Below are 21,891 nucleotides of genomic sequence, written 5' to 3'. Positions count from 1 at the left end.
GGCGAGAAGAGTCCTTTCAGCCCAAGGGCTAGGGCTGGCTGGATACCGGCTCAAGGCCGGTATGACGGAAGAGGGAATCTCGCCGGGCAATAAGCCAGTGCTTGGATATGTTGAAATGTTAAGGGCGGCCTGAGCCGCCCTTAAATCATCACTGTCCGGTCGCCGGCGCTGCCGCCGCCCATTCGCTGAGCGCCTTGTCGAAGGCGGCGATGCCGTCATTGCCCTTTTGCAGGGTCAGCAGCGCACGCCGGCCATTGCGGTACGACACCGGAATGTCGATCCAGTTGCGGCTCTTCAGCAGCTCCAGATTGGTCTTCATCGCATCCGGGAAGTCGTTGAGCGCGATCATGTGGAAATCGTCGGTGATCTTGGCCGGAACCGCGATCAGCGCGTTGCCGCGATCCTGCTCGGTGCTCTTCATCGCAATGCGCTGGACACTGTCGATGGCCCCACCTTCGAAGCCGGGCGAAACCGAGAAGACGATCTCGATCAGATGGCTCGCCGGCAGCGACGGATCGGTATTGCGCTTGAAGGTGATGAGCGCGCTGAGGCCACGGCCAGGAACCGTGATCTGGCCCTGCACGGTGGGCGAAGGTTTGCCTTCGCCGTCACTTTCCTGCTGCAGCGACCAGGAAACGCTGCCCTGAATGGCGGTCGGCACCGTCTGGCCCAGCACTTCCTCATAAAGGAACATGCGGTCACCGGTGGCGGCAGCGGCAGGCTGCTGTGCCGGCGGCGTACCCGCTGGGGTTCCGGCGGGTACGCCGGCATTATTGGCCGGAGCCTCGCCCGCGGGCGGCGGCGCGACATTCTGCTCATAGACCGACTGGCCTTCGGCCGTCACCGGCTGGCCGTTCGCACCGGCGGCAGGTCCCTCGTCACGCTCGGTGCCATCGGCCAGAAGCCGCTGGGTAAACTTGGTGCCGGTGACGGAGCCGTCATCGCCATGGGTCGGGGTCTGATGGTTGGTCGGGGTTGTCGGCTGCTGCCCGGTGGCGGGCGGCTGCTGGGTCGCCGGCGGTGTCGGCGTCTGCGCCTCACCCGTGCCGTTCGAAGAGGTCTGAGTGTTGCCGCCGTTCTGTGCGGAACTGACCAGCCCGCCGACCATATCGTTCAGCGCATCGCGGTTCATCCACACGGCATAACCGCCGCCGGCAAGCAGCGCCACGCCGACAAGGGCAAGCACCAGCGACGCATAGTTGCGACGCGGCTTCTTCTTGACCATATAGGCGGGCGTCGCGGCGGCAGCGCCCACGCCATTCGTTTCGTCCGAAGCCTGACGGGTGGACGGCGACGCGCCGTCATAACCGATCAGCTCGTCCAGATCGTCCCAGGGTGTGCGTTCCTTATTGTCCTTTGCCGCGGCCTGATCACCGAAGGGATCGTTATCCGCGCGCGGCAGCGCCGGCGCGTCCTTGGCGGGAATGGCAATATCCGCATCCTGGAAATAGGACGAGAAATCCTCGACCACGGCTGCCTTTTTCGGAGCCTGCTCTTCCGTCTGGCGATGTTCGTCAAAATCGTGCCGGCCACCAAAGGCGGGCGCGTGCTCCACGGCGGCAGGGCCCAAATGGTCGTCCGCCTCGCGACGCTCATCGTCTTCGTAAGGGGCCGGCTCGAAGCTTACTTCCGGTTCCTGATAATGCTGCGCAGCGTAACCGGCAACGAGCGGACGTTCGTCGGTCTCGTTGCGAACCTCTTCATATTCCTCGGCGGCCGGACGCAGATCGTCATCCCGCGCTTCATCGAGCTTGCGCCAGTCATCCTCATCCACCGGCTGTGCCCAATGGGAAGGAACGGAATCATCGGCGGGGCCGGGCGCCGTTTCAGGCTCCGGCTGTTGAGCCGGCTCTTCATCCGCCCGCGTGAAATAGGTGCCAACGGCCTCGTCGGAAACGTGTACCGGGGCCGGAGCGGCATGAACCGTTTCCGGCGCATCATAAAGCTCTTCCGGCTCGTGTTCGCCGTGACGCTGCTCCTCATCGGCAACGGCTTCGACGTGCCGGGGCTCTTCCTCTTCAGCCGGTTCTTCGTAAACCGGCTCCGGCTGTGCAGGCGCGGGCTCTTCATAGACCGGCTCGTGCCGTTCCTCTTCCTGCTCAGCCTGTTCCACAGGTTCGGCAGCGCGGGCCTCGTCTGCGTCGGCAGCATCCTGCTGGTAGTAGGATGCCGCCGTCTCTTCGGCTGCCGGGGAGATAGCGTCATCATCCTCAAGCGCGGGAAGCGCCTCGGCATATTCGCTGTCCACCTCGGCGATGGCGGCGTCCAGCTTGGCGATCTGCCGGCGCAACAATTCTTCCGGCGGACGTGGCTTCATATTCTCGAGTTGGCGCACAACCGCACTGCGCGCCTTGTCGTAAACCTTCGCCCGGTTTTCGGGAGTATTGTTCGCCAAGCCATCCACGGCCTTGCGAATGACTGCTACAAAATCCGCCATAAGCACTTTCTCGTCGTGACCGGCGACGTACCGGCCCGATATGGTTTATGAATCTAGATCGCCGAGGACATTAATCCTCAAACGGATCAGTCACAAGTATGGTGTCGTCACGCTCCGGACTTGTCGACAGAAGCGCGACAGGTGCCCCGATCAATTCCTCGACCTGACGGACATATTTGATTGCCTGAGCAGGCAAATCCGCCCATTTTCGGGCACCGACGGTAGATTCCTTCCAGCCTTCCAGCGTGACGTAGATCGGCTCGACGCGCGCCTGCGCGCCCTGGCTGGCCGGAAGATGATCGATTTCCTGCCCGTCCAGCTTGTAGCCGACGCAGATTTTCAGCTCATCGAGACCGTCAAGCACGTCAAGCTTGGTGAGTGCGATGCCGGTAATACCATTGGTGGCGACCGACTGGCGCACCAGTGCGGCGTCGAACCAGCCGCAGCGGCGCTTGCGGCCGGTGACGGTGCCGAATTCATGACCCTTTTCGCCCAGGAACTGGCCGATCTCGTCATTCAGTTCGGTCGGGAACGGGCCTTCGCCAACACGGGTGGTGTAAGCCTTGGTGATGCCGAGAATGTAACCCAGCGAACCCGGCCCCATGCCCGAACCGGCAGCGGCCTGGCCGGCAACCGTGTTGGAAGAGGTCACATAAGGGTATGTGCCATGGTCGATATCGAGCAGCGAGCCCTGCGCACCTTCAAACAGGATGCGCGCACCGGCGCGGCGCTTCTTGTCGAGCAGCAGCCACACGGTTTCGCTGAACGGCAGGATGCGATCGGCAATCGAGCTCAACTCTTCCATGATGGTTTCATGCGACACTTCAGCGGCGCCGAAACCACGACGAAGCGCATTGTGATGCGTCAGGATACGATCGACCTTGGCGGAAAGCGCCTCCATGTCGGCGAGATCCATGACGCGGATGGCGCGACGGCCAACCTTGTCTTCATAGGCCGGGCCGATGCCGCGGCGGGTGGTGCCGATCTTGGTGCCGCTGTTGGAGGCGGCGTCTTCGCGCATGCCGTCCAGTTCGCGGTGCAGCGAAAGAATGAGCGTGGCATTGTCAGCGATACGCAGGTTTTCCGGTGTCACCTTCACGCCCTGCGCTTCCAGACGGCCGATTTCGGCGATCAGCGCATGCGGATCGACCACGACGCCATTGCCGATGACGGCAAGCTTGCCGGGACGCACGACGCCGGACGGCAGAAGCGAAAGCTTGTAGCTGACACCGTCGATGACAAGTGTATGGCCGGCATTATGACCGCCCTGATACCGCACGACGACATCTGCCCGCTCGGACAGCCAGTCGACAATCTTGCCTTTGCCTTCGTCGCCCCATTGCGAGCCGACCACCACAACATTCGTCATTTCTTGCTTTCCTGCTCATGGCGCTTGCGCGCCCGATAACCCGATGGGAAACCCAAACCCGCGAATGTATACTGTGTTGTTTTACGGAAAGCGACCCTGTTTCTTATGGAGAATTTTGCTTTTTCCGTGACAAGGCGCGGATTTCCCGCATTATCTCGCCCCGTGGGGGCCAAGCGCGGGCGCAAGACCGCCATTCACCCCTTAGCCGTTTTCCCGCCCCGTGAAGAAGCGAAACATCAGCGTGCCCTCCAAAGCCTATATCGCCCTCATCATCGCCACGCTCTGCTGGGGCGGCAACACCGTTGCCGGCAAGCTCGCCGTCGGCCACATCAGCCCCATGGCCTTCACCTTCCTGCGCTGGGTCTTTGCCGTCGCCATCATCTTCGCCATTTCCGTGCCGCAGCTCATCAAGGACTGGCCGGTGGTGAAAAAGCGCCTGCCCTATTTCCTCGTGCTCGGCAGCGTCGGTTACACAGCCTTCAACGTGTTTCTCTACACGGCCCTGCAGCACACCTCGGCCATCAACGCCGCCGTCATCCAGGCCGGTATTCCCATGGTTATCTTCGTGCTGAACTTCATCCTGTTCCGCACCCGCGTGCTGTTCGGCCAGATCGCCGGTTTCTGCCTCACCATTTCAGGCGTGGCGCTGCTCGCGTCGCATGGCGATCCGGTCTCGCTGCTGCAGCTGGAAATGAATGTCGGCGACGCCGTCATGCTGCTCGCGGTTCTGGTCTATGCCATCTACACCGTCATTCTGCGCTGGAAACCCACGGTTGACTGGCGCACGCTGATGGCCATCCCCGCCTTTTTTGCCCTTCTCACCTCCGTCCCGCTGGTTTTCTGGGAAATGTCGCGCGACAGCGTCATCTGGCCGGATCAAAAGGGATGGGTGCTGGTGGTCTATGCCGCCATTTTTGCGTCCCTCATCGCGCAGATCCTCTACATCAAGGGTGTGGAACAGATCGGCGCCAACCGCGCCGGCCTCTTCATCAACCTCGTGCCCGTCTTCGGCACGCTGCTGTCCGTCTTCGTGCTCAGTGAAACCCTGCACACCTATCAGATCATGGCGCTCATCATGGCGCTGGCCGGCATTGCCGTGGCGGAACGAAAAAAATCGCCGGCTTCCTGAACCCATACGGGTCAGGAAAACCGGCGTAGTCTGGCAGGCATGAAAGAATGGAGCATCGGATCGAAAACTGTTTCCGATGCTCAAACCAAAGGTCAGAGCGCGGTTTCGCGCTCAGCCGGAGAAAGGACGGCGTTGCCGAGGACGATATCGCCCTTGTCGGTGGTAACGATCAGCACTTTTTCGAGCGATCCGTCATTGTTCAGCGAAAAGGCAAGGCGCAGGGCGCTCGAAGACCAGCCGGCGCCGGCGAGCGCAGCACGCTTGATCGCGGCGCAATCACCGCAATCGCCAAGGCTTAACGACGGCGTTGCCGGAACATCGGCTGCAAAACCGGAAAAATAATCATCGAGCGCACCCATTGTGGCGTTCACATCGCGGTTGACGCGCAGCAGTTCCTCGCGACGCTCGCCCGTCAGCGGCGCGGCGATGGTGGAAACGCATTGGCCGGCGGAAAGAACGCAGCCATCAAAACCGCCCTGCGCGGAAATGCCGATCTGTGTCACGGCGGACTTCTCGACGGCGGCAAAACCACGGGCAAAACCGGCAGCACCGGCCGCATCGGCATGGGTGGACATGGAAGCAACGGCAATTCCGCAGATGGCGGCAGCAATAATCTTCTTCAGCATTTCATACCCCGTTTTGCGATCCGCCGGCTTGTGCCGGTCTCGATTTCTGTTTCGTGGAAGCGTCTCTTTCAAAGGCCGCTCCCCGTCTGTGATCCCACAATGGCACACGACTGTTTTCAGCCGCTTTAAGCCGATTGCTACAATTTTATCGGTTTTCATTTTTGTACAGAGAACGCTTTTTTCGAATATGCGCCGGTATCGTTGCCGCGAATTCCGGGGCAACGTCGGGAAGCGATAAAGGGGCCGCATCGCTGCGGGGGTATCAAAGGGTAGTGCAGGGTTTGCAGACGATGCGGCCCCGGCTTCACATATGACCCGCCCGCCAAACCGGTTCCTGTTTGGAGGATGGGCATATGCCGGCCGCCTCAACCGTGACATCGGGAAACTCCCCGGTTTCGGCCGCCTGCCCCGCCCATCCTGCGCCGCGCGCACGCCTGATGACCGGGATGGGCCGAGTATAGCCGGGCCGGCGGGACCGGGGATGCGCGGGGATAAACGCATCTTGAAAAAGGCGCTCGGGAGGCGGTTTCGCCCCATCCCGGACACAGGAATTTTCAGCGGGTTAACAGGCCCTTGATCGGCGGCATTTGAATTAACCTTGTCTTAAAACCCGACGTTAATGGTTAGCAATTTAAGAATAGCGGAACGAAAGGGTTCCGTTATGCGTGGCGTATCTGCCGTTGTTTTCCTGATGCTCGTTCTCGCCGGCTGCGCCACCGCACCGTCGCAGGTGACCAATGCCTGTGCGATTTTCGAGCAGCGGAACGGCATCTTCAACAATTGGCGGCGCGATGCAAAAGCGGCCGAGCGCGAGTTCGGCGTGCCCGTGCCTGTCATGATGGCGACGATCTACACCGAATCCGCCTTCCGCCCCTATGCACGGCCGCCCCGCACCAAGCTTCTGGGCTTCATTCCGTGGAAACGCCAGTCGACGGCCTATGGTTATGCGCAGGCGCTTGATGGCACATGGAGTGTTTACCAGCGTGAAACAGGCCGCTGGTCGGCGAGCCGCACCGATTTCACCGACGCCATCCACTTCGTCGGCTGGTATCACGCCAAGAGCCGGCGCGAAAACGGCATTTCGCTGAACGACCCCTACAATCTCTACCTCGCTTATTATTCCGGCCATGGCGGTTATGCGAAGGGCAGCTGGCGCAACAATTCCGCGGTCCAGAAGGCCGCCCGCCGCTCCGCCAACATGGCGATGCGTTACGAGGCGCAGCTGCAGCAATGTGGATATCGCTGAGGCTGGGGCGGGAATAGCCTAGTCTGCGGTTGCTAGTGCCCAAACCTCTCCTCCGTCGTCCTCGGATCAAGCCCGAGGATGACGTCGAGTTTGTGTGACGCTTTGTCAGGAACTGACATGCGCCTGAGTTCCCCACCTGAGGGAGAAAGCCGATAGTAGCGGCGCACTTTACGCCCCATAAGCCGCCAGAAAACCCCTGACCGCATCGATCTCGCCGGAGCGGATTTCATGCCCACCCGGGTGCCACACGGTTTCCACCGTGCCGCCCTGCGCCTTGAGGTTCTGTTCCAGCGCCTTGGTCAGCGGTACGGGGCAGATCGGATCGCGCTCACCGGCGGTGATCAGCACCCGGCGCGTGGCTTTGGCGGGGGAGGTCTTCGGCTCGAACGGGATGAGCGGATGCATCAGCACCGCAGCATCGAAAAGCTCGGGCTGTTCGATCAGCACATTAGCAAGAATATTCGCGCCATTGGAAAAACCGAGGCCGATGACCGGACCGGCCTGATAATGCTCCCGGTTCGCCTTGACGAAATCGGCGAGCTTTTCGGTTGCGCGCTGAAGGTCGGCCATGTCGTAGACGCCCTCGCCCGTACGCCGGAAAAACCGCGCCGCGCCGTGTTCGGAAACATCGCCGACCGGCGAGAGAATGGTGGCCTCAGGCAACAGACGCGAGCCGAAATCGAAGAACTGGTTTTCATCACCGCCGGTGCCGTGCAGCAAGACGAAAAGCGGAGCACCCGCAACGCCGGCGCGGGATTTGTGGAAATAGCTGTCCTTGGTCATGGGAGAATCCTTTCTGAAAGGAGGAGATTCAACGGCTTCCGCGCGGCCTCTTCGGCCAGGCGGGGCGATCAGATGGAGCAAACGGATGCGGCTTGTTTCTTCTCCCCGCCGGGGAGAAGGTCGCGGCAGCGGGATGAAGGGGGCACGGGTGCGATCTATAGCTGACGTTGCCCCCTCATCCGACCCTTCGGGCCACCTTCTCCCCAAACGGGGAGAAGAAATACGTGGCAATGTCCTGCCAAACGCTATCGAGCGGTTAAACCGCCTTCTCGTCGCCCAGCGGCTCCAGATGCTCTTCCAGCACGGAGCGCAGATGCGCATGCTGGGTCGGCAGCTTCAGCGCCTCGCCGAGATGGGCGGTGTCCTCGTCGCGGTCGAAACCGGGCTCGTTGGTGGCCACCTCGAACAGCACGCCGCCCGGGGTGCGGAAATAGATCGCCCAGAAATAATCGCGGTCGATGACAGGCGTCACCTGATAGCCGGTATCCATCAGCGCTTTGCGCACCTCCAGCTGCTTTTCGCGGTTTTCGACCGCAAAGGCGATGTGGTGCACGGACCCTGCACCCAACCGCGCGCCAGAGATATTCGGCATGGTTTCGATGTCGATAAAGTCAGCACCGTTACCGCCGGGCATACCGAGGCGCAGAACGCCGTCCTGGCGATCCACTTCCTGATAGCCCATGAATTTCAAGAGCTCGGCCGTCGCACCTTCATCGCGAAGTCGCAACGAGGCACCCTGAAAGCCGTGGATCGCCTGATCCGCGCCGACGCCGTTGCCGATCCACTGCGCACGATTGTCGTCCCTGACTTCAACCAGCGCAAAACCGTCTCCATCGGGACCTGCGAAATGCAGGCGCTTGTTGCCAAAGGCTTCATCGGCCTTCAGGCCATCCACGCCGGCCTTGGAAAGACGGTCCTGCCAGTAGCCGAGCGATCCCTCGGGAACGGAAAACAGCGTCGTGCCCACTTCGCCGGTGCCGGGACGGCCACGAGCGATATGCGGGAACGGGAAATAGGTCATGACGGAGCCGGGCGTGCCGACTTCATCACCATAATACAGGTGATAGACGTCAGGCGCGTCGAAATTGACCGTCTTCTTCACCCGGCGCAGGCCGAGCGTATCGGTGAAAAAACTGTTGTTCTGACGCGCGCTCGCCGCCATCGACGTGACGTGGTGCAGGCCCTTGATCTGGTTGAGCATGATAAACCCCTTTTTGCCTGGCGAGCCTCATGGTTGGGCCTGCCCTGTTCATGGCGTAAAGATGGGGTAACAGCGCTCTCAGGCATAGAGTGGACAACGGGAACGGATTGTTCCCGAATGGTGAACGATAAAACCGACTGTTCAACGAGCCCGATGGGGCAGTTCAATGATCGTCAGCGACGCCCAGGGTCCAGTAGCCGACGGCGCGCAGCGACGCTTTCGGGAAAGAAATCTCGTCGGTGAGGAAGGATTTTGCCGCCCTCGCCTCGGATTTTTCGCAGGCGACAAAGACGTGCAGGCCTTCATGATCCGCGCTCCAGGCATGGTCGCGCAACGCCTTTTCAATGAGGCCGGCGGTGCCGGCGGGCTTGCCGCGGCGATAAAGCCATGTCCACTCGACATTCGCCGCGCAGACGATCTCCTGCCGCTCGGCTTCGTCATCGACTTCAGCATAGACGTTGAGCTTTTTCCCAGCCGGCATTTCGGCTGCCATGCGCAGCATCACCGGCAGCGCCGTCTCGTCACCGGCGAAGACATAACGCCCGGCTTCCGGGCAAACACCGCTCGGGCCGATGATGCCGAGAACATCGCCGGGCTTCGCCGTCGCACCGAAGGTCGCGCCCGGCATGTGGTCGCCCTCATGCATGACGAAGTCGATATCGACTTCACCACGCGCGATATCGCCAGAACGGATGGTGTAGACGCGCCGTGTGAGAAGATCATCGCCCGCCGGCCAGACGATCGCCCCGGTGGGCGCAAGATAAGGCCAGACCGGTGCGCGGGCCTGATCCGGCACCAGAAGCAGGCGCACATGCATGCCGCCGGTCAGCAGCCTTTCGATGCCGCTTTCGACCGATACCACCAGCCGGCGCATATGCGGTGTCAGATTATAGGCGCGGGCGACCTTGCCGACGAAAAGATTGGGCAGTTCACGCTGCTGCGCGCCATGGCCGCTCCAGCGGAAATCCAGCCCCGTCTCGCCGGAGAATTCGACGATATGCTCGGCCACCATGGCCTTTACCGACATCAATATATGTTCGGAAATGCAGCTGACCCTTGCAGCGAAATGGCCGCCTTCGGCGCTGAAGCTGCCATGGCCATATTCGGTCTTGAACCGCACTGTCGCACCGTCGCGTTCCATCTCCATATGCTCGGAAAAATGATCCTCAAAAGCATCGACGATCGACAGCGGATCGGACAGCGAGACAGAGGTTTCGGCAGACAGGAGAGACACGGGCATAATCCTTCACTTTGTAGTCCGGTTATCTTTAATCCCGACAACCGCAAAGCGTAAAGACATTTTATGAGTATCTAGAGAAGGTTTTTGTCACTGCCCGCCGTTTCAGGCAATTGCCAGTCGATCGGCTGGCGGCCATGGGAGACGAGAAAGGCGTTTGCCTTGGAAAAATGGCCATTGCCGAAAAAGCCGTTATGGGCCGAAAGCGGGGACGGATGCGGCGAGCGCAGCACGAGGTGCTTGCGCTGGTCCACGAAGGCCGCCTTCTTCTGGGCATAGGAGCCCCAGAGCAGGAAGACGACATGGTCGCATTCGTCGTTGACAGCGCGGATGACGGCGTCGGTGAATTTTTCCCAGCCCTGCCCCTGATGCGAGGCGGCGCGGGACTCTTCCACTGTCAGCACGCTATTGAGCAGAAGCACGCCCTGTTTCGCCCAGCTTTCCAGAAAGCCGTGACCCACCGGGCGAATGCCGAGATCGGCCTGCAATTCCTTGTAGATATTGACGAGCGAAGGCGGAATGCGCACGCCTGGCTGGACGGAAAAGCACAGCCCATGCGCCTGGCCAAGCCCGTGATAGGGATCCTGGCCTAAAATGACGACCTTCACCTCATCGAGAGGCGTGAGATCGAGAGCGCGGAAATATTCCGCGCCCTTCGGGAAGATGCGCTTGCCGGCGGTCTTTTCGGCAAGCAGGAACTCTTTCAGCTTGAGCATGTAGGGGCTGGCGAATTCGCCGGAAAGAACGCGCTTCCAGCTGTCTTCGAGTTTGACGCCTGCCTCTGCCATGCCTGCCTCCATCAGAGCTTATTTGAACCGGTTGCCGCGCTGCAGCACTTCGATCTTGTAACCATCGGGATCGCAGATGAAAAAGTATTTTGCGAAAGGCTGGCCCTTATAATCGGCCTCGATGATCTTGCCGGGAGAAAGGCCGACCTCGATGAAGCGCTGGTGTTCGGCGTCCACATCGGCAACGCTGACGGCAAGGTGGCCATAACCGTCGCCCAGCGCATAGGGCACTTCGCGGCCACGGTTGACGGTCAGTTCCAGCTCGAAATCGCCCTCGGCATTGCTGAGATAGATCAGCGTGAAATTCTCGAACTCGGCGCGTTCCGCAATTTCAAGGCCGAAAGCCTGTTTGTAAAATTCCACCGAACGCTTTTCGTCCAGCACCCGGACCATCGAGTGGATCAGCTTGGCCATGGTGTTTTCCTTCTTCTTCCTGTTGACGGCCCGGTTATGCTCCGGGCATCGCGGCCCAAGGGGATAAAGACTGAGCGTCGCGCTTTCAACCCTAAAGGCACTCTGCGACAGGACGTAGCGGCCCGATCACGGCAAATGTGATGGCAAAAAACCCTTGGTTTTTCAGGTGCGGCCGGAACCTGCGGCAACGGGACCGCATGGTTTTGGGCCCGCCGCTCTATCCTGAGTGCTGAACTCATGATACCGGCTAGGCATGCGCCTTTTATACCTCTGTCTTGGCTGGCTAATGGTCGCGACCGGCATTGTCGGCGCGTTTCTTCCCGTTTTGCCCACCACGCCGTTCCTGCTTCTGGCGCTCTGGTGTTTTTCGCGCTCTTCACCAAAACTCGAGGCGTGGCTGCTGGCCCACCCCAGATTCGGCCCTTCCCTGCAGCGATGGCGCGAACGCGGCGCAATCGCCCGCAACGCCAAGATCGCGGCGCTTTCGGCCATGTCCGTCAGCTACGCCGCTTTCTGGTTCCTGAGCGAGCCGCCGCCGCTACGGGCAGCCATCGTCGCCGCCGTCATGCTGGGCTCTGCGCTCTTCATCGCCACGCGCCCGGAAAGCTAAGAGCGCTCCTAACGATGCCGCGACTGCGGCAGCACGTAGGGAATACGCCGCGCGGGCAACCGGCCGACGACGCCGCCAATGCCATAAACCCTGGCGATGGTCTCGTCGTTGATCGTTTCCAGCGAAGGACCGCTCGCCGTCACCCGGCCGCCATGCATGACGATAAGTTGATCGGCAAATTCCGCCGCAAGATTGAGATCGTGGAGGATGGCGAGCACCAACCCACCGCCGCTTGCAAAGTCGCGCGCCGTTTCCAGCACGGCGATCTGGTGGCCGATATCGAGGCTGGCCGTCGGCTCGTCGAGGAAGAGCGCCCGCGCCTCACCATTTTCCACCGGAAAAGGCACCTGCGCCAGCGCCCGGGCAAACTGCACCCGCTGCTGCTCGCCGCCTGAGAGCATGTTGTAGGACCGCTGCTCGAAACCGCGCAGCCCGGCCTTGGCAAGCGCCCGGCGGGCCTGCTCTTCCGGCGCGCGCGACCCCTGTGCGACAGCCCCCATGCGCACGATTTCGAGCGCCGTGAAAGGAAACGCAAGCTGGGTGCTCTGCGGCAGCACGGCCCTGAGACGCGCAAGCTGGACCGGTGTGAAGGCCGGCAGGTCGATGTCATTATAGGCCACCGAGCCGCTCTCGGCGCGCATCTCGCCCGAGAGAACCTTCATCAGCGTGGATTTGCCGGCACCGTTGGGGCCGATGATGACATTGACCTTGCCGGGCTTCAGATCGACGCTGACCGTGTCGAGCAGCCGGCGGCCGGAGCGGATGAGGGTGAGGTTTTCGGCCCGGATCATGACATGTTCCGCATGGAAAAGCCGCCGCGTCCCAAGAGCAGGAACAGGAAGACCGGCGCGCCGATGAGCGCCGTGACGACGCCGATCGGCAGTTCCGCAGGTGCGGCCACCGTGCGGGCGAAACTGTCGGCCAGCAGCAGAAGCGCCGCCCCGCCAAGTGCCGACGCCGGCAGCAAAAAGCGGTGCGACGGGCCAATGGCAAGGCGAAGCAGATGCGGCACGACGATGCCGACGAAGCCGATGGAACCGGCCGCCGCCACACTCGCCCCGCAGGCGGCGGCAACGGCCAGAATGACGATCCGTTTTAGCCGCTGCACCGGAATGCCCATGTGAAAGGCAGCCGCATCCCCGAGGATCAGCGCATCGAGCCCGCGGGCAACGAAGGGAATGATGGCGAGAACGACGATGATGAAAGGCAGGGTCGCGAGCACCTTGGCGGGCGTTGCACCGCCGAGCGAACCGAGCGACCAGAAGGTGATGTCGCGCAGCGCCCGGTCATCCGCCACGAAAATCATCAACCCGGTCAGCGCGCCGCTGATTGCCGCCACCGCAATGCCGGCCAGAATGAGCGTGGTGGTGGAGGTCGCGCCGTCCTTGGTGGCGATCAGGTAAAGCACCCAGGTGTTCAGCAGCCCGCCGAAGAATGCCATGATGGGCAGGAAATGCGGGCCGAAAAACACCGCCACCGTGGCAAGCGCGCCTTCCCCAAGGGAAATCGCCGCGACCGCAAACAGCGCCGCACCCGAGGTGACGCCGACAATGCCGGGATCGGCCAATGGATTGCGGAACAGGCCCTGCATCATCGCCCCTGAAACGGCAAGCCCGGCGCCGATCAACATGCCGAGCGCGGTGCGCGGCAGGCGCACGGCCTCGAGAATGATCCTGTCGCGCGCATCGAGCTGATCCGCGCCGCCGGTAAGATAGGCAATGAGCTCTGAAATGCCGACGCCCGTGGGTCCGCTGACAAGCGACACGCCACAGGCAAACAGCAGGATGCCGACGAGCACGGCAAGGGCGACAACCCCCTGGCGGGATCTGTCGCCGGCAACGCCGCCCTCGGTGGAACTCAAGATCGCAAGGCTCACGGCTTCACCACGTCAGGGTAGAGCTTGTTTGCCAACTCGCGACCGGCGGCAGGCGTGCGCGGGCCGAAACCGATGAGATAAAGCCCATCCATGCTGATGAGCGTCTTGCTTGCGGCAGCAGGCGTGGACTGGAAAGCGGGAAGCGCGAAAGTCTCATCCGCCTTGGCGGCGTGGTCGCCGCGCGCCATGGTCAGCACCACGTCGGGTGCCGCAGCAATGACCGCCTCATCCGTCAGCGGCTTGTAACCCGTGATCTCCTGAGCCGCATTGATGCCGCCCGCCATTTCGATGATCGCCGCCGCTTCGGTATCCTTGCCCGCCGCCATGATGCGGCCGCCGGCGGTGGAGAGCACGAAGAGAACACGCTTCCTGCCCTTTTCCGGGATGGCGGAGACATCCTTGGCGAGTGCATCGAGCCCAGCCCTGGTCTCGGCAGCCAGCGCCTTCGCCTTGTCCGAGAGACCCACGGCCGCGCCGACATCCTCGATCTTCTTGGGAATGGCGTCGCCGCTCGGCGGCGTATCGACGGTGACGAAAGGCACCGCACTTGCCTTCAGGATGGCGATGACATCGGCCGGGCCGGAGCCGTCTTCCGAAAGAATGAGATCCGGCTTCTGCGACAGGATGCCTTCCGACGACAGCGCTCGCATGTAACCGATGTCAGGCTTGGCGAGCGCATCGGCCGGATAGCTGCTGGTGCTATCGCGCGCCACGATACGATCTCCTGCACCCAGCGCATAAAGGATTTCCGTCACCGTGCCGCCCACTGCGACGATGCGTTTCGCCTCCGGATTACCCTTGTCCGAAGCCATGGCAGCCGGCGCGGCAAAGGTGATTGCGGCGGGCACGAGGGCGGCGAGAACGAAGGAACGAAGGCGGGAATTCAACATGGCGTTATCCTGAAACACGACCCGGCGCCGGTTTGCCCGCGCCACTAATCTTGAGTTCTTTACACATGTTTATACACCGCGCAATCGATAAGTGGAGTAAATTTGTTCGCTTTGTCGTGAACCCCTTCCCAACCCCATCCGGGCCGGATATCCTGACTGAAACAGGAAACTTAAAGGGAGACTTTCATGTTTATCGCAATGAACCGCTTTCGTGTCGTGCCGGGTTATGAAGACACCTTCGAATCCATCTGGCGCGAGCGCAAATCGCACCTGAGCGAATTGCCGGGCTATATCGAATTTCACATGCTGAAAGGCCCGAAGGCGGACGACCATACGCTTTACGCCTCGCACACCGTCTGGGCCACCAAGGACGACTTCCTTGCCTGGACGAAATCCGAACAGTTCCGCGCCGCCCACGCCAAGGCCGGCGAAAACCGCGGCAAGGTGGAATATCTTTCCGGCCCGCATTTCGAAGGCTTCGACGTCATCATCCATGAAGACAAGAATGGCGAGCGCCGTTCGATTGCCGCCTGAGGCCGTCCGATGAGCATTGCAGCCCAGAAGACCGATGACGACAGGCAGGCCCGCGCCGCATCAGCCCTTGCCGAAAAGCCCGATGGCATCGTGGAGGCCATTGCCGCCAAGGCCGAGGTGACGCCTGCCGAAATCCTGGCGATCCTGCCCGAAGGTGCGGCCGTTTCCGCCGCCGCCGACCAGTTCGACGCCATCTGGAACGAGATGCGCGGATGGGGCGAAGTCCTGATGATCGTGCAGACCGGCGACATCGTGCTGGAAGTGCCCGGCCACCTGCCGGAAGGCAGCGAAAGCCATGGCTGGTTCAACATCCACGGCGACAGCCCCATCGGTGGTCACATCAAGAAGGACAATTGCGCCGGCATCACCTTCGTCGATCGCGGCTTCCACGGTCGTCGCTCCTGTTCCGTCTGGTTCATGAACGCCGCCGGCGGCGCCATGTTCAAGATTTTCGTCCGCCGCGACGAGAACAAGGAACTGCTGGCCGGGCAACTCGCGAAGTTCGAAGCGCTGCGGAACGGTTTCCGCGGCTGAGCAGGCGCAGGGCTGCCACGGCAAAGTAGCAGCCTCTTCCGAGATCGATTATCCACCGACGGAAGGACACTGCCTCAAAATAAATAATTATCGTTTTACAATAAAAAATGTTGAAAAATCGATGTTCCTGATTGAGATTGGCCGCCGTCGGCCGATCCAGCCGTCATTTGAAAAAAGGAATCTCGATGATGAAGAAATTATTCACCGCCGCCGTGGTGAGCGTGGTGCTGCAGGCCTGCCTTGTCTCACTCCCCGCGCAGGCAGCGGGTGGTCAGGACCCGGCCTCCGCGGAACGCACACTCAGAACCGTTCTCGAGGAAGCACGCAGCGGCAACCTCAACCTCTCGCGCTTCGAAGATGACATCGTCGCCGATGTCCGGGCCAATGCGGGCGCGGTTTCGGATGAAATCAGACGCCGTGGCAAGGTGACGGCCATGCAATATCTCGGAAGACAGGCGACCGAGGCGGGTGATCTTCACAGATTCAAGGTCACCTTCGAAAAGGGCCAGATGCGCTGGTCGCTCATTCTCAACACGCGCGGCCAGATCGCCAATATCGACATGGAAGCCCCCTGACCCCTTTTTCGTGTGCCGGTGGGATGCAAAGCGCGCCCGCCGGCAGGCATGAGCGGCATCATCAGCCCAGCAAGATGGCCTGCGGTCTCGATTGACGTTATAAATTTATCGTCTTACAGGAATTAAAGGACAAAAAACCACCGGATCACCTGATGACAGACCCATCCATCAGCCGCCGCATCGCCCGTGTCAGCCGTATCCTGATATGGCTTTCCTTCGTTTTTGCAGGCACCCTCATCGCCGCTTATGTCGCCATATGGGCCGATACGGAAACCCTGCGGACGGTGATTGAAGGGCAGATCCTGCCGCCTGCCACACCTTACCTGCTCACCGACACCGTGCGTGTCACCGGTTTTGTCGTCGGGCTTCTGCCGCTTCTGGCCGTGCTTAGCGGGCTCTGGTTTGCCGTCCTTCTTTTCCGGCTTTTCGAAAGGGGCGAGGTCTTTACGCAGACGTCAGGCAAAAGGCTGATCCAGGTCGGTGTCGCGCTTGCCGCATTGCTGCCGGCACAGATCGTCATGACCGGCTCTGCTTCCTTTCTGCTGACGGTGGGCAATCCCGTTCCGAGCATCTCCTTTTCTTTTGAGAGCACGCAGATGCTTGTGGGCTTTGCCGGCGGGTTGATGATTGTCGTTGGCTGGGTGCTGGGGGAAGCGACGCGCATCGCCGACGAAAACCGCGAATTCATCTAGGAAACGACCGTGCCGATCATCGTCAATCTGGATGTCATGCTTGCAAAACGGAAGATGCGATCAAAGGAGCTCGCGGCCCGTATCGGCATTACCGAACAGAATCTTTCAATCCTGAAATCCGGCAGGGCGAAAGGCGTGCGCTTCGAAACCCTCGAAAAGATCTGCGAGGCGCTGGACTGCCAGCCCGGAGACCTTCTCGAATACAGGCACGGCCCCTCTGTCGTCACCGAGGAGGTGACGGACGAAACCTGAAAGCGACGGGCAGTCCCGTCGGTTCATCGCCCGTTCAGTGCCGTTTTCTATCATCCGTTGAAATTCGAACGGAACCAGCACGGAGCAAGCACCATGACCGACCACCGACCTCTTCTTTCGCGCCGCAGTTTCGCCGGGCTTGTCGCGCTTGCGCCGCTTTTTGCGGCAAGTGGTGCGGTCGCCGCGCCGGCAAGCCTGCGTGGCAGCGTCTCCTATCGCGAGCGCATCGCCCTGCCGCCGGGCGCGACCGTCACCGTGCGCCTGATCGATGTTTCGCTGGCGGATGCGCCGTCGCAGACGATTGCCGAAACCACCATCCGCCCGCGTGGCCAGGTGCCGGTGCCTTTTGTACTGCGTTATGACGACCGCGACATTCGTGGCCGCCGTTCCTATGCGCTGAGCGCCGAAATCCGCGACCGCGACCGTCTGCTCTTCACCACCACCCGCCGTTACTCCGTCCTGACCGGCGGTCGCGACGATACCGATCTCGTGCTGGAGCGTGTCGGCGCGGGTCCGGGCAGACCGGAGCCGGAAGCCGGCATCGATGGACGCTGGCTGGTGCAGGAGATCCGCGGCGAACGGATTCGCGGCCGCCGCCAGGCGACACTGGAAATTACCCGCGAGGGCCGCGTTTCCGGCAATGCCGGCTGTAACGGCATCGGCGGCGAGGTGAAGATCAGCCGCAACCGCGTCGATTTCGGCCGGATGATCTCCACCCAGATGGCCTGCGCGCCCGACATCATGCGCCAGGAGCGGCAGTTCATCGAAGCTCTGGAAGGCGCGCGCTCCTTCCGGCTGGAACCGCGTCGCGGCACGCTGGAACTGATCGACGGCCGCGGCCGCCCGGCCATGCGTCTGCGCCGCGCCTAACCGGCGCAGCCCTCCCCCTCAGAATGCCGGCGCCGCCGTGCTGGCCATGGAACATTCCATGTCGCTTCCGGCACGGCGCGCGCCCGTTTCCCGCCCTATGACTTTGGCTACGTCGCCTTGGCGCTTTGCTCCGCCGCCAAGCTGCGCTATGGAACGCGCCGAACTGTGCCGGCCGATGCCGGCGTGAAGTCTTTGAGGGAAAACGAATGACATCCTATGTTCTGACCGTAGCCTGCAAATCGACCCGTGGCATCGTCGCCGCGATTTCCGGTTATCTGGCGGAAAAGGGCTGCAACATCGTCGACAGTTCGCAGTTCGACGACCTCGAGACCGGCAAGTTCTTCATGCGCGTCTCCTTCATTTCGGAAGAAGGCGCTTCCCTTGAAGCCATCACCGAAGGCTTTCAGCCGGTGGCGAAAAAATTCGGCATGGAAGCGGATATCTATCCGGACGGCCAGCGCATGAAGGCAATGCTGATGGTGTCGCGTTTCGGCCATTGCCTCAATGACCTCCTCTATCGCTGGAAGATCGGCGCGCTGCCGATCGATATCGTCGGCGTCGTCTCCAACCATTTCGATTACCAGAAAGTGGTGGTCAACCACGACATTCCCTTCCACCACATCAAGGTGACGAAGGAGAACAAGCCGAAGGCCGAAGCGCAGCTGATGGACCTGGTCGAAACGAGCGGCACGGAACTCGTGGTGCTGGCCCGTTACATGCAGGTTCTGTCCGATGACCTCTGCCGCAAGATGTCGGGCAAGATCATCAACATCCACCACTCCTTCCTGCCGAGCTTCAAGGGCGCAAACCCCTACAAGCAGGCCTATGAGCGCGGCGTGAAGCTTATCGGCGCAACGGCGCATTACGTCACCGCCGATCTCGACGAAGGCCCGATCATCGAGCAGGACACGGTGCGCATCACCCATGCACAATCGGCCGACGACTATGTCTCGCTTGGCCGCGACGTGGAAAGCCAGGTGCTGGCTCGCGCCATCCACGCCCATATCCACCACCGCACCTTCATCAACGGCAACCGCACGGTCGTCTTCCCGCCGAGCCCCGGCAGCTATGCTTCCGAGCGGATGGGGTGAAACCTTCGTCATTGACGAAATGACAACCACAGTTTACATTGCACCATGCTCACGATCCGGGAAACAAGCGAGTTTGCCGACTGGCTGGCGGGTCTGCGCGATGTGCAGGCGCGCGCCCGCATCGCACGCCGCATTTACCGGCTGGCGGACGGCAATCCCGGAGACGTGAAACCGGTTGGCGAAGGCGTCAGCGAACTCAGGATCGACCTTGGACCCGGATATCGGGTCTATTTTGTCCGGCACGGCGATGTCGTCATCATATTGCTGTGTGGCGGCGACAAGGCATCGCAACCCCGCGACATCGCCAGAGCCAAGAAACTGGCCAGAGCGCTCAAGGAGTGAGACCATGCCACTTGTGACACGCGATTACGATGCTGCCCGCTACCTTGATAGTGACGAATCGCTTGCCGCTTACATCGCCGACGCCACAGAGAGCGGCGATGCACAGGAGCTCGCCCATGCGCTGGGCGTCGTGGCGCGGGCCAAGGGTATGACTGACCTTTCGAGACAAACCGGCCTTCCCCGCCAGACCTTGTACAAGGCGCTGAGCGGCGAGGGAAATCCGGAACTGGCGACGATTGCCAAGGTCGCCGACGCGCTGGGCTACAGGCTCTCGCTGGTGGCGAAACCGCCTGCAGACACGGCCGCCTGATAAACCCGGCGGGCTACGGCGCCTTTTCCACGCCACCAAACACCACCCGCGCCCTCAAACCGCGCCCGCCCGCGCCGTCCTCCAGCATCAGTCGCCCGCCAAAAAGCCCGGCGATCTCCTCGATGATCGCAAGGCCGAGGCCGGCGCCGGGGGCGGCGTTGGCTTCGCCGCGGGCGAAGCGCTGGCGCACCATGGCGCGTTTTTCCGGGGGTATGCCGGGGCCGTTATCTTCCACTTCCAGCCAGACAGCGCCCGCTTGCCTGCCGACGCGCACGGTGACTTCCGCCCCGCGCCCGGCATAATTGATGGCATTGGAAACGAGATTGCCGATCAGTTCGCCGATTAGGAGCGGCTCGGCGGGAATTGTCGCTTCGCCTTCACCTTCGAAACCGAGATCGATGCCGGCGTCGGCCGCGCGCGGCACGAAATCGGCGGTTACGTTCTGCGCGACGGCCACCAGGTCTATCGCGGAAAAATCATGTTTTTCGCTCGAACCGGCGGCATCGATATTGGCCATGCGCAGCAGCTGGGCGAGGATATGTTCGGCATGGGCCACCGAAGCGCCGCCCTTCAGCGCCGCCGCCTGCGCCTCTTCAAGGCTTGCGGCGCGGGCGGAAAGGGCCAGCTGGGTGCTGATGATGGCGAGCGGCGTGCGCAGCTGATGGCTGGCATTGCCGGTGAAATGCCGGAGCGCATCGAGCGCCGATTGCAGCCGCACCATGAAGGAATTGACCGTCTCAACCAGATTTTCCACCTCCACCGGCACGGATTGGCGGATGGGGTGCAGGTCGTTCGGGCTGCGCTCGGCAATGGCTTCGCTGAGCCGGTAAAGCGGCCGGAGCGAAATCGTCACCGCGATCCAGACGATGATCGCAGCCCCCACGATCATCAGAAGCAGGCGAAGCGCGGACCGCAGGATGATCGCCTGCGCCAGCTGGCTGCGGGCAATCGTGGTTTCGGCAACGGTGACGGAAAAGGGCACGGAATTGATGCCGGTGGAAGCGAAACGCCTGATAGCGGCGATGCGGATCGGTTCATCGCGGAACACGGTATCGCGATAGGCGGGCGTATCACCCGCCGGGTTCGCAACCGTCGGCAGGTTCTGGTAACCCGTGAGGAATTGCCCGTTCGGCCCATCGACGCGGTAGAATACCCGGTCCTGCGCCGCCGATGTCAACATCTCCAGCGCGACATAGGGAATATCCACTTCCAGTGACCCGTCCTCGGCAACCACCACGCGTTCGGCAATGGCCAGCGCCGAACCTGAGAGCACCCGGTCGGAGACGACATTGGCGGTGTTGACCGCCTCCCGCCAGGTATCGGTGAGCGCAACGCAGCCGATAATGGCGGTGGAGATGAGAAGCCAGCCTAGAAGTCGCCGCCTGAGCGAATAGGCGGCCTGTATCATTCAGCCATCTCCGGCAGCTTTTCGAGATAATAACCGATACCGCGCGCCGTCTTGACCGTCAGCCCGTGGGGCGCGAGCCGCTTGCGCAGGCGGCTGACATATTGCTCGATGGCATTGGCGGAAATATCGTCGTCGAAGCCGGTCAGCGACTGCACGATCGCCTCCTTGGCGACAACCTTGCCGGCCCGCATGAACAGCACCTCAAGCAGCGCCACCTCGCGCGCCGGAATATCGAGCGGGCGCCCATCTGCGGAAAAGGTGCGGGAATTGAGATCGAAAAGCACCTTGCCGAAACTGAGGGCGGAGGAACGCAAGCCGGCATTGCGGCGCAGCAGCACCCGCACACGGGCCTCGAATTCCGTGATGTCGAACGGCTTGATCATGTAGTCGTCGGCGCCGAGATCGAGCCCCTTGACCTTTTCTTCCGGCGTGCCGCGCGCCGTCAGTATCAGCACCGCCGCCTTGTCCTGACGCGAGCGCATGGAGCGCAGCACCTCGATGCCATCCATTTCCGGCAGGTTGAGATCGAGAATGACGAGGTCGAAACTTTCCGCTGCAATCGCCGCATCGGCGGAAGCGCCATCGGAAACCACGTCCACCGCATAACCGCTGCCGCGCAGAAGTGCGGAAAGCCCTTCCGACAGCACCTGATTGTCCTCGACCAGCAAAATACGCAA

25 protein-coding genes are annotated in these 21,891 nt (G+C 61.7%); 12 read left to right on the top strand and 13 right to left on the bottom strand.

Annotated elements, in window-relative coordinates; translation table 11 throughout:
- Nucleotides 1–148: 148 nt before the first annotated feature.
- The gene (locus tag V6R85_RS07845) at nucleotides 149–2,437 is read right to left on the bottom strand and encodes a hypothetical protein (protein ID WP_162695492.1); all 2,289 of its coding nucleotides are present in this window, start codon (nucleotides 2,435–2,437) and stop codon (nucleotides 149–151) included.
- Nucleotides 2,438–2,507: 70 nt separating this feature from the next.
- The gene (locus V6R85_RS07840; RefSeq protein WP_060723663.1) at nucleotides 2,508–3,806 is read right to left on the bottom strand and encodes an adenylosuccinate synthase; all 1,299 of its coding nucleotides are present in this window, start codon (nucleotides 3,804–3,806) and stop codon (nucleotides 2,508–2,510) included.
- A 241-nt stretch (nucleotides 3,807–4,047) separates the two neighbouring features.
- On the opposite strand from V6R85_RS07840, the gene V6R85_RS07835 reads away from it, so the two are divergent.
- A complete protein-coding gene (locus V6R85_RS07835) occupies nucleotides 4,048–4,935 on the top strand; it encodes a DMT family transporter (protein WP_162686294.1) in 888 nt (295 codons plus the stop codon).
- Between the two features lie 92 nt (nucleotides 4,936–5,027).
- Here the strand turns inward: V6R85_RS07835 and V6R85_RS07830 are convergent, their stop codons facing one another.
- Nucleotides 5,028–5,561, bottom strand: coding sequence for a transglutaminase-like cysteine peptidase (locus V6R85_RS07830; RefSeq protein WP_111834090.1), 534 nt, complete (start codon nucleotides 5,559–5,561; stop codon nucleotides 5,028–5,030).
- A 661-nt stretch (nucleotides 5,562–6,222) separates the two neighbouring features.
- Between V6R85_RS07830 and V6R85_RS07825 the strand changes: the two genes are divergently transcribed.
- Nucleotides 6,223–6,807, top strand: a complete 585-nt coding sequence (locus tag V6R85_RS07825; protein ID WP_004429977.1) for a transglycosylase SLT domain-containing protein — start codon at nucleotides 6,223–6,225, stop codon at nucleotides 6,805–6,807.
- A 168-nt stretch (nucleotides 6,808–6,975) separates the two neighbouring features.
- Here V6R85_RS07825 and V6R85_RS07820 read toward each other — a convergent pair whose 3' ends face one another.
- The 5 genes from V6R85_RS07820 to V6R85_RS07800 all read right to left on the bottom strand — a co-directional run bounded on the left by V6R85_RS07820 (nucleotide 6,976) and on the right by V6R85_RS07800 (nucleotide 11,230).
- A complete protein-coding gene (locus tag V6R85_RS07820; protein ID WP_111834089.1) occupies nucleotides 6,976–7,590 on the bottom strand; it encodes an alpha/beta hydrolase in 615 nt (204 codons plus the stop codon).
- A gap of 256 nt (nucleotides 7,591–7,846) precedes the next feature.
- Nucleotides 7,847–8,791, bottom strand: a complete 945-nt coding sequence (locus V6R85_RS07815; protein WP_004429973.1) for a VOC family protein — start codon at nucleotides 8,789–8,791, stop codon at nucleotides 7,847–7,849.
- A gap of 163 nt (nucleotides 8,792–8,954) precedes the next feature.
- The gene (locus V6R85_RS07810; RefSeq protein ID WP_111834088.1) at nucleotides 8,955–10,031 is read right to left on the bottom strand and encodes a siderophore-interacting protein; all 1,077 of its coding nucleotides are present in this window, start codon (nucleotides 10,029–10,031) and stop codon (nucleotides 8,955–8,957) included.
- Between the two features lie 71 nt (nucleotides 10,032–10,102).
- On the bottom strand, nucleotides 10,103–10,816 hold the full coding sequence (gene ung, locus V6R85_RS07805) for a uracil-DNA glycosylase (RefSeq protein ID WP_031233587.1): 714 nt from the start codon (nucleotides 10,814–10,816) through the stop codon (nucleotides 10,103–10,105).
- 18 nt (nucleotides 10,817–10,834) lie between these two features.
- On the bottom strand, nucleotides 10,835–11,230 hold the full coding sequence (locus V6R85_RS07800) for a VOC family protein (protein ID WP_004429967.1): 396 nt from the start codon (nucleotides 11,228–11,230) through the stop codon (nucleotides 10,835–10,837).
- 253 nt (nucleotides 11,231–11,483) lie between these two features.
- On the opposite strand from V6R85_RS07800, the gene V6R85_RS07795 reads away from it, so the two are divergent.
- Complete coding sequence (locus V6R85_RS07795) at nucleotides 11,484–11,840, top strand: YbaN family protein (RefSeq protein WP_020809365.1); 357 nt, start codon at nucleotides 11,484–11,486, stop codon at nucleotides 11,838–11,840.
- An 8-nt stretch (nucleotides 11,841–11,848) separates the two neighbouring features.
- Here V6R85_RS07795 and V6R85_RS07790 read toward each other — a convergent pair whose 3' ends face one another.
- From V6R85_RS07790 to V6R85_RS07780, 3 genes are read right to left on the bottom strand one after another with little or no spacing between them, the layout of a single operon-like run.
- A complete protein-coding gene (locus tag V6R85_RS07790; protein WP_111834087.1) occupies nucleotides 11,849–12,631 on the bottom strand; it encodes a heme ABC transporter ATP-binding protein in 783 nt (260 codons plus the stop codon).
- On the bottom strand, nucleotides 12,628–13,716 hold the full coding sequence (locus V6R85_RS07785) for a FecCD family ABC transporter permease (protein WP_060723669.1): 1,089 nt from the start codon (nucleotides 13,714–13,716) through the stop codon (nucleotides 12,628–12,630). Before V6R85_RS07785 ends, V6R85_RS07790 begins: the two co-directional genes overlap by 4 nt.
- A complete protein-coding gene (locus tag V6R85_RS07780) occupies nucleotides 13,713–14,606 on the bottom strand; it encodes a heme/hemin ABC transporter substrate-binding protein (RefSeq protein WP_111834086.1) in 894 nt (297 codons plus the stop codon). The genes V6R85_RS07785 and V6R85_RS07780 overlap by 4 nt, the downstream gene beginning before the upstream one ends.
- A gap of 186 nt (nucleotides 14,607–14,792) precedes the next feature.
- Here V6R85_RS07780 and V6R85_RS07775 point away from each other — a divergent pair, with 186 nt between their 5' ends.
- The 9 genes from V6R85_RS07775 to V6R85_RS07735 all read left to right on the top strand — a co-directional run bounded on the left by V6R85_RS07775 (nucleotide 14,793) and on the right by V6R85_RS07735 (nucleotide 19,806).
- Nucleotides 14,793–15,140 (top strand): antibiotic biosynthesis monooxygenase family protein, encoded by a 348-nt coding sequence (locus V6R85_RS07775; RefSeq protein WP_004429958.1) that lies wholly within the window; start codon nucleotides 14,793–14,795, stop codon nucleotides 15,138–15,140.
- A gap of 9 nt (nucleotides 15,141–15,149) precedes the next feature.
- Nucleotides 15,150–15,674, top strand: a complete 525-nt coding sequence (gene hutX, locus V6R85_RS07770; RefSeq protein WP_020809370.1) for a heme utilization cystosolic carrier protein HutX — start codon at nucleotides 15,150–15,152, stop codon at nucleotides 15,672–15,674.
- Nucleotides 15,675–15,859: 185 nt separating this feature from the next.
- Nucleotides 15,860–16,249 carry a hypothetical protein gene (locus V6R85_RS07765; protein ID WP_233282764.1) on the top strand — a complete coding sequence of 130 codons (390 nt, stop codon included), beginning with the start codon at nucleotides 15,860–15,862 and terminating at the stop codon, nucleotides 16,247–16,249.
- A 152-nt stretch (nucleotides 16,250–16,401) separates the two neighbouring features.
- Nucleotides 16,402–16,941, top strand: coding sequence for a DUF2975 domain-containing protein (locus V6R85_RS07760; RefSeq protein WP_060723673.1), 540 nt, complete (start codon nucleotides 16,402–16,404; stop codon nucleotides 16,939–16,941).
- Between the two features lie 9 nt (nucleotides 16,942–16,950).
- Complete coding sequence (locus tag V6R85_RS07755) at nucleotides 16,951–17,193, top strand: helix-turn-helix domain-containing protein (RefSeq protein WP_080866411.1); 243 nt, start codon at nucleotides 16,951–16,953, stop codon at nucleotides 17,191–17,193.
- Nucleotides 17,194–17,286: 93 nt separating this feature from the next.
- Nucleotides 17,287–18,063, top strand: a complete 777-nt coding sequence (locus tag V6R85_RS07750; protein WP_020809374.1) for a YbaY family lipoprotein — start codon at nucleotides 17,287–17,289, stop codon at nucleotides 18,061–18,063.
- 206 nt (nucleotides 18,064–18,269) lie between these two features.
- A complete protein-coding gene (purU, locus tag V6R85_RS07745) occupies nucleotides 18,270–19,154 on the top strand; it encodes a formyltetrahydrofolate deformylase (protein ID WP_087744912.1) in 885 nt (294 codons plus the stop codon).
- Between the two features lie 45 nt (nucleotides 19,155–19,199).
- Nucleotides 19,200–19,496 (top strand): type II toxin-antitoxin system RelE/ParE family toxin, encoded by a 297-nt coding sequence (locus tag V6R85_RS07740; RefSeq protein ID WP_020011654.1) that lies wholly within the window; start codon nucleotides 19,200–19,202, stop codon nucleotides 19,494–19,496.
- 4 nt (nucleotides 19,497–19,500) lie between these two features.
- A complete protein-coding gene (locus tag V6R85_RS07735; RefSeq protein ID WP_004429917.1) occupies nucleotides 19,501–19,806 on the top strand; it encodes an addiction module antidote protein in 306 nt (101 codons plus the stop codon).
- A 13-nt stretch (nucleotides 19,807–19,819) separates the two neighbouring features.
- On the opposite strand, the gene V6R85_RS07730 is transcribed toward V6R85_RS07735, so the two are convergent.
- Both V6R85_RS07730 and V6R85_RS07725 read right to left on the bottom strand, forming a co-directional pair.
- Nucleotides 19,820–21,214 carry a sensor histidine kinase N-terminal domain-containing protein gene (locus V6R85_RS07730; RefSeq protein ID WP_111834085.1) on the bottom strand — a complete coding sequence of 465 codons (1,395 nt, stop codon included), beginning with the start codon at nucleotides 21,212–21,214 and terminating at the stop codon, nucleotides 19,820–19,822.
- A complete protein-coding gene (locus tag V6R85_RS07725; RefSeq protein ID WP_003491888.1) occupies nucleotides 21,211–21,891 on the bottom strand; it encodes a response regulator in 681 nt (226 codons plus the stop codon). Before V6R85_RS07725 ends, V6R85_RS07730 begins: the two co-directional genes overlap by 4 nt.

Origin of the sequence: Agrobacterium sp. CCNWLW32 (assembly GCF_037083425.1) — a bacterium.
Classification (GTDB): Bacteria; Pseudomonadota; Alphaproteobacteria; order Rhizobiales; family Rhizobiaceae; genus Agrobacterium; species Agrobacterium radiobacter.
This window is presented reverse-complemented; position numbering and strand designations above follow the sequence as displayed.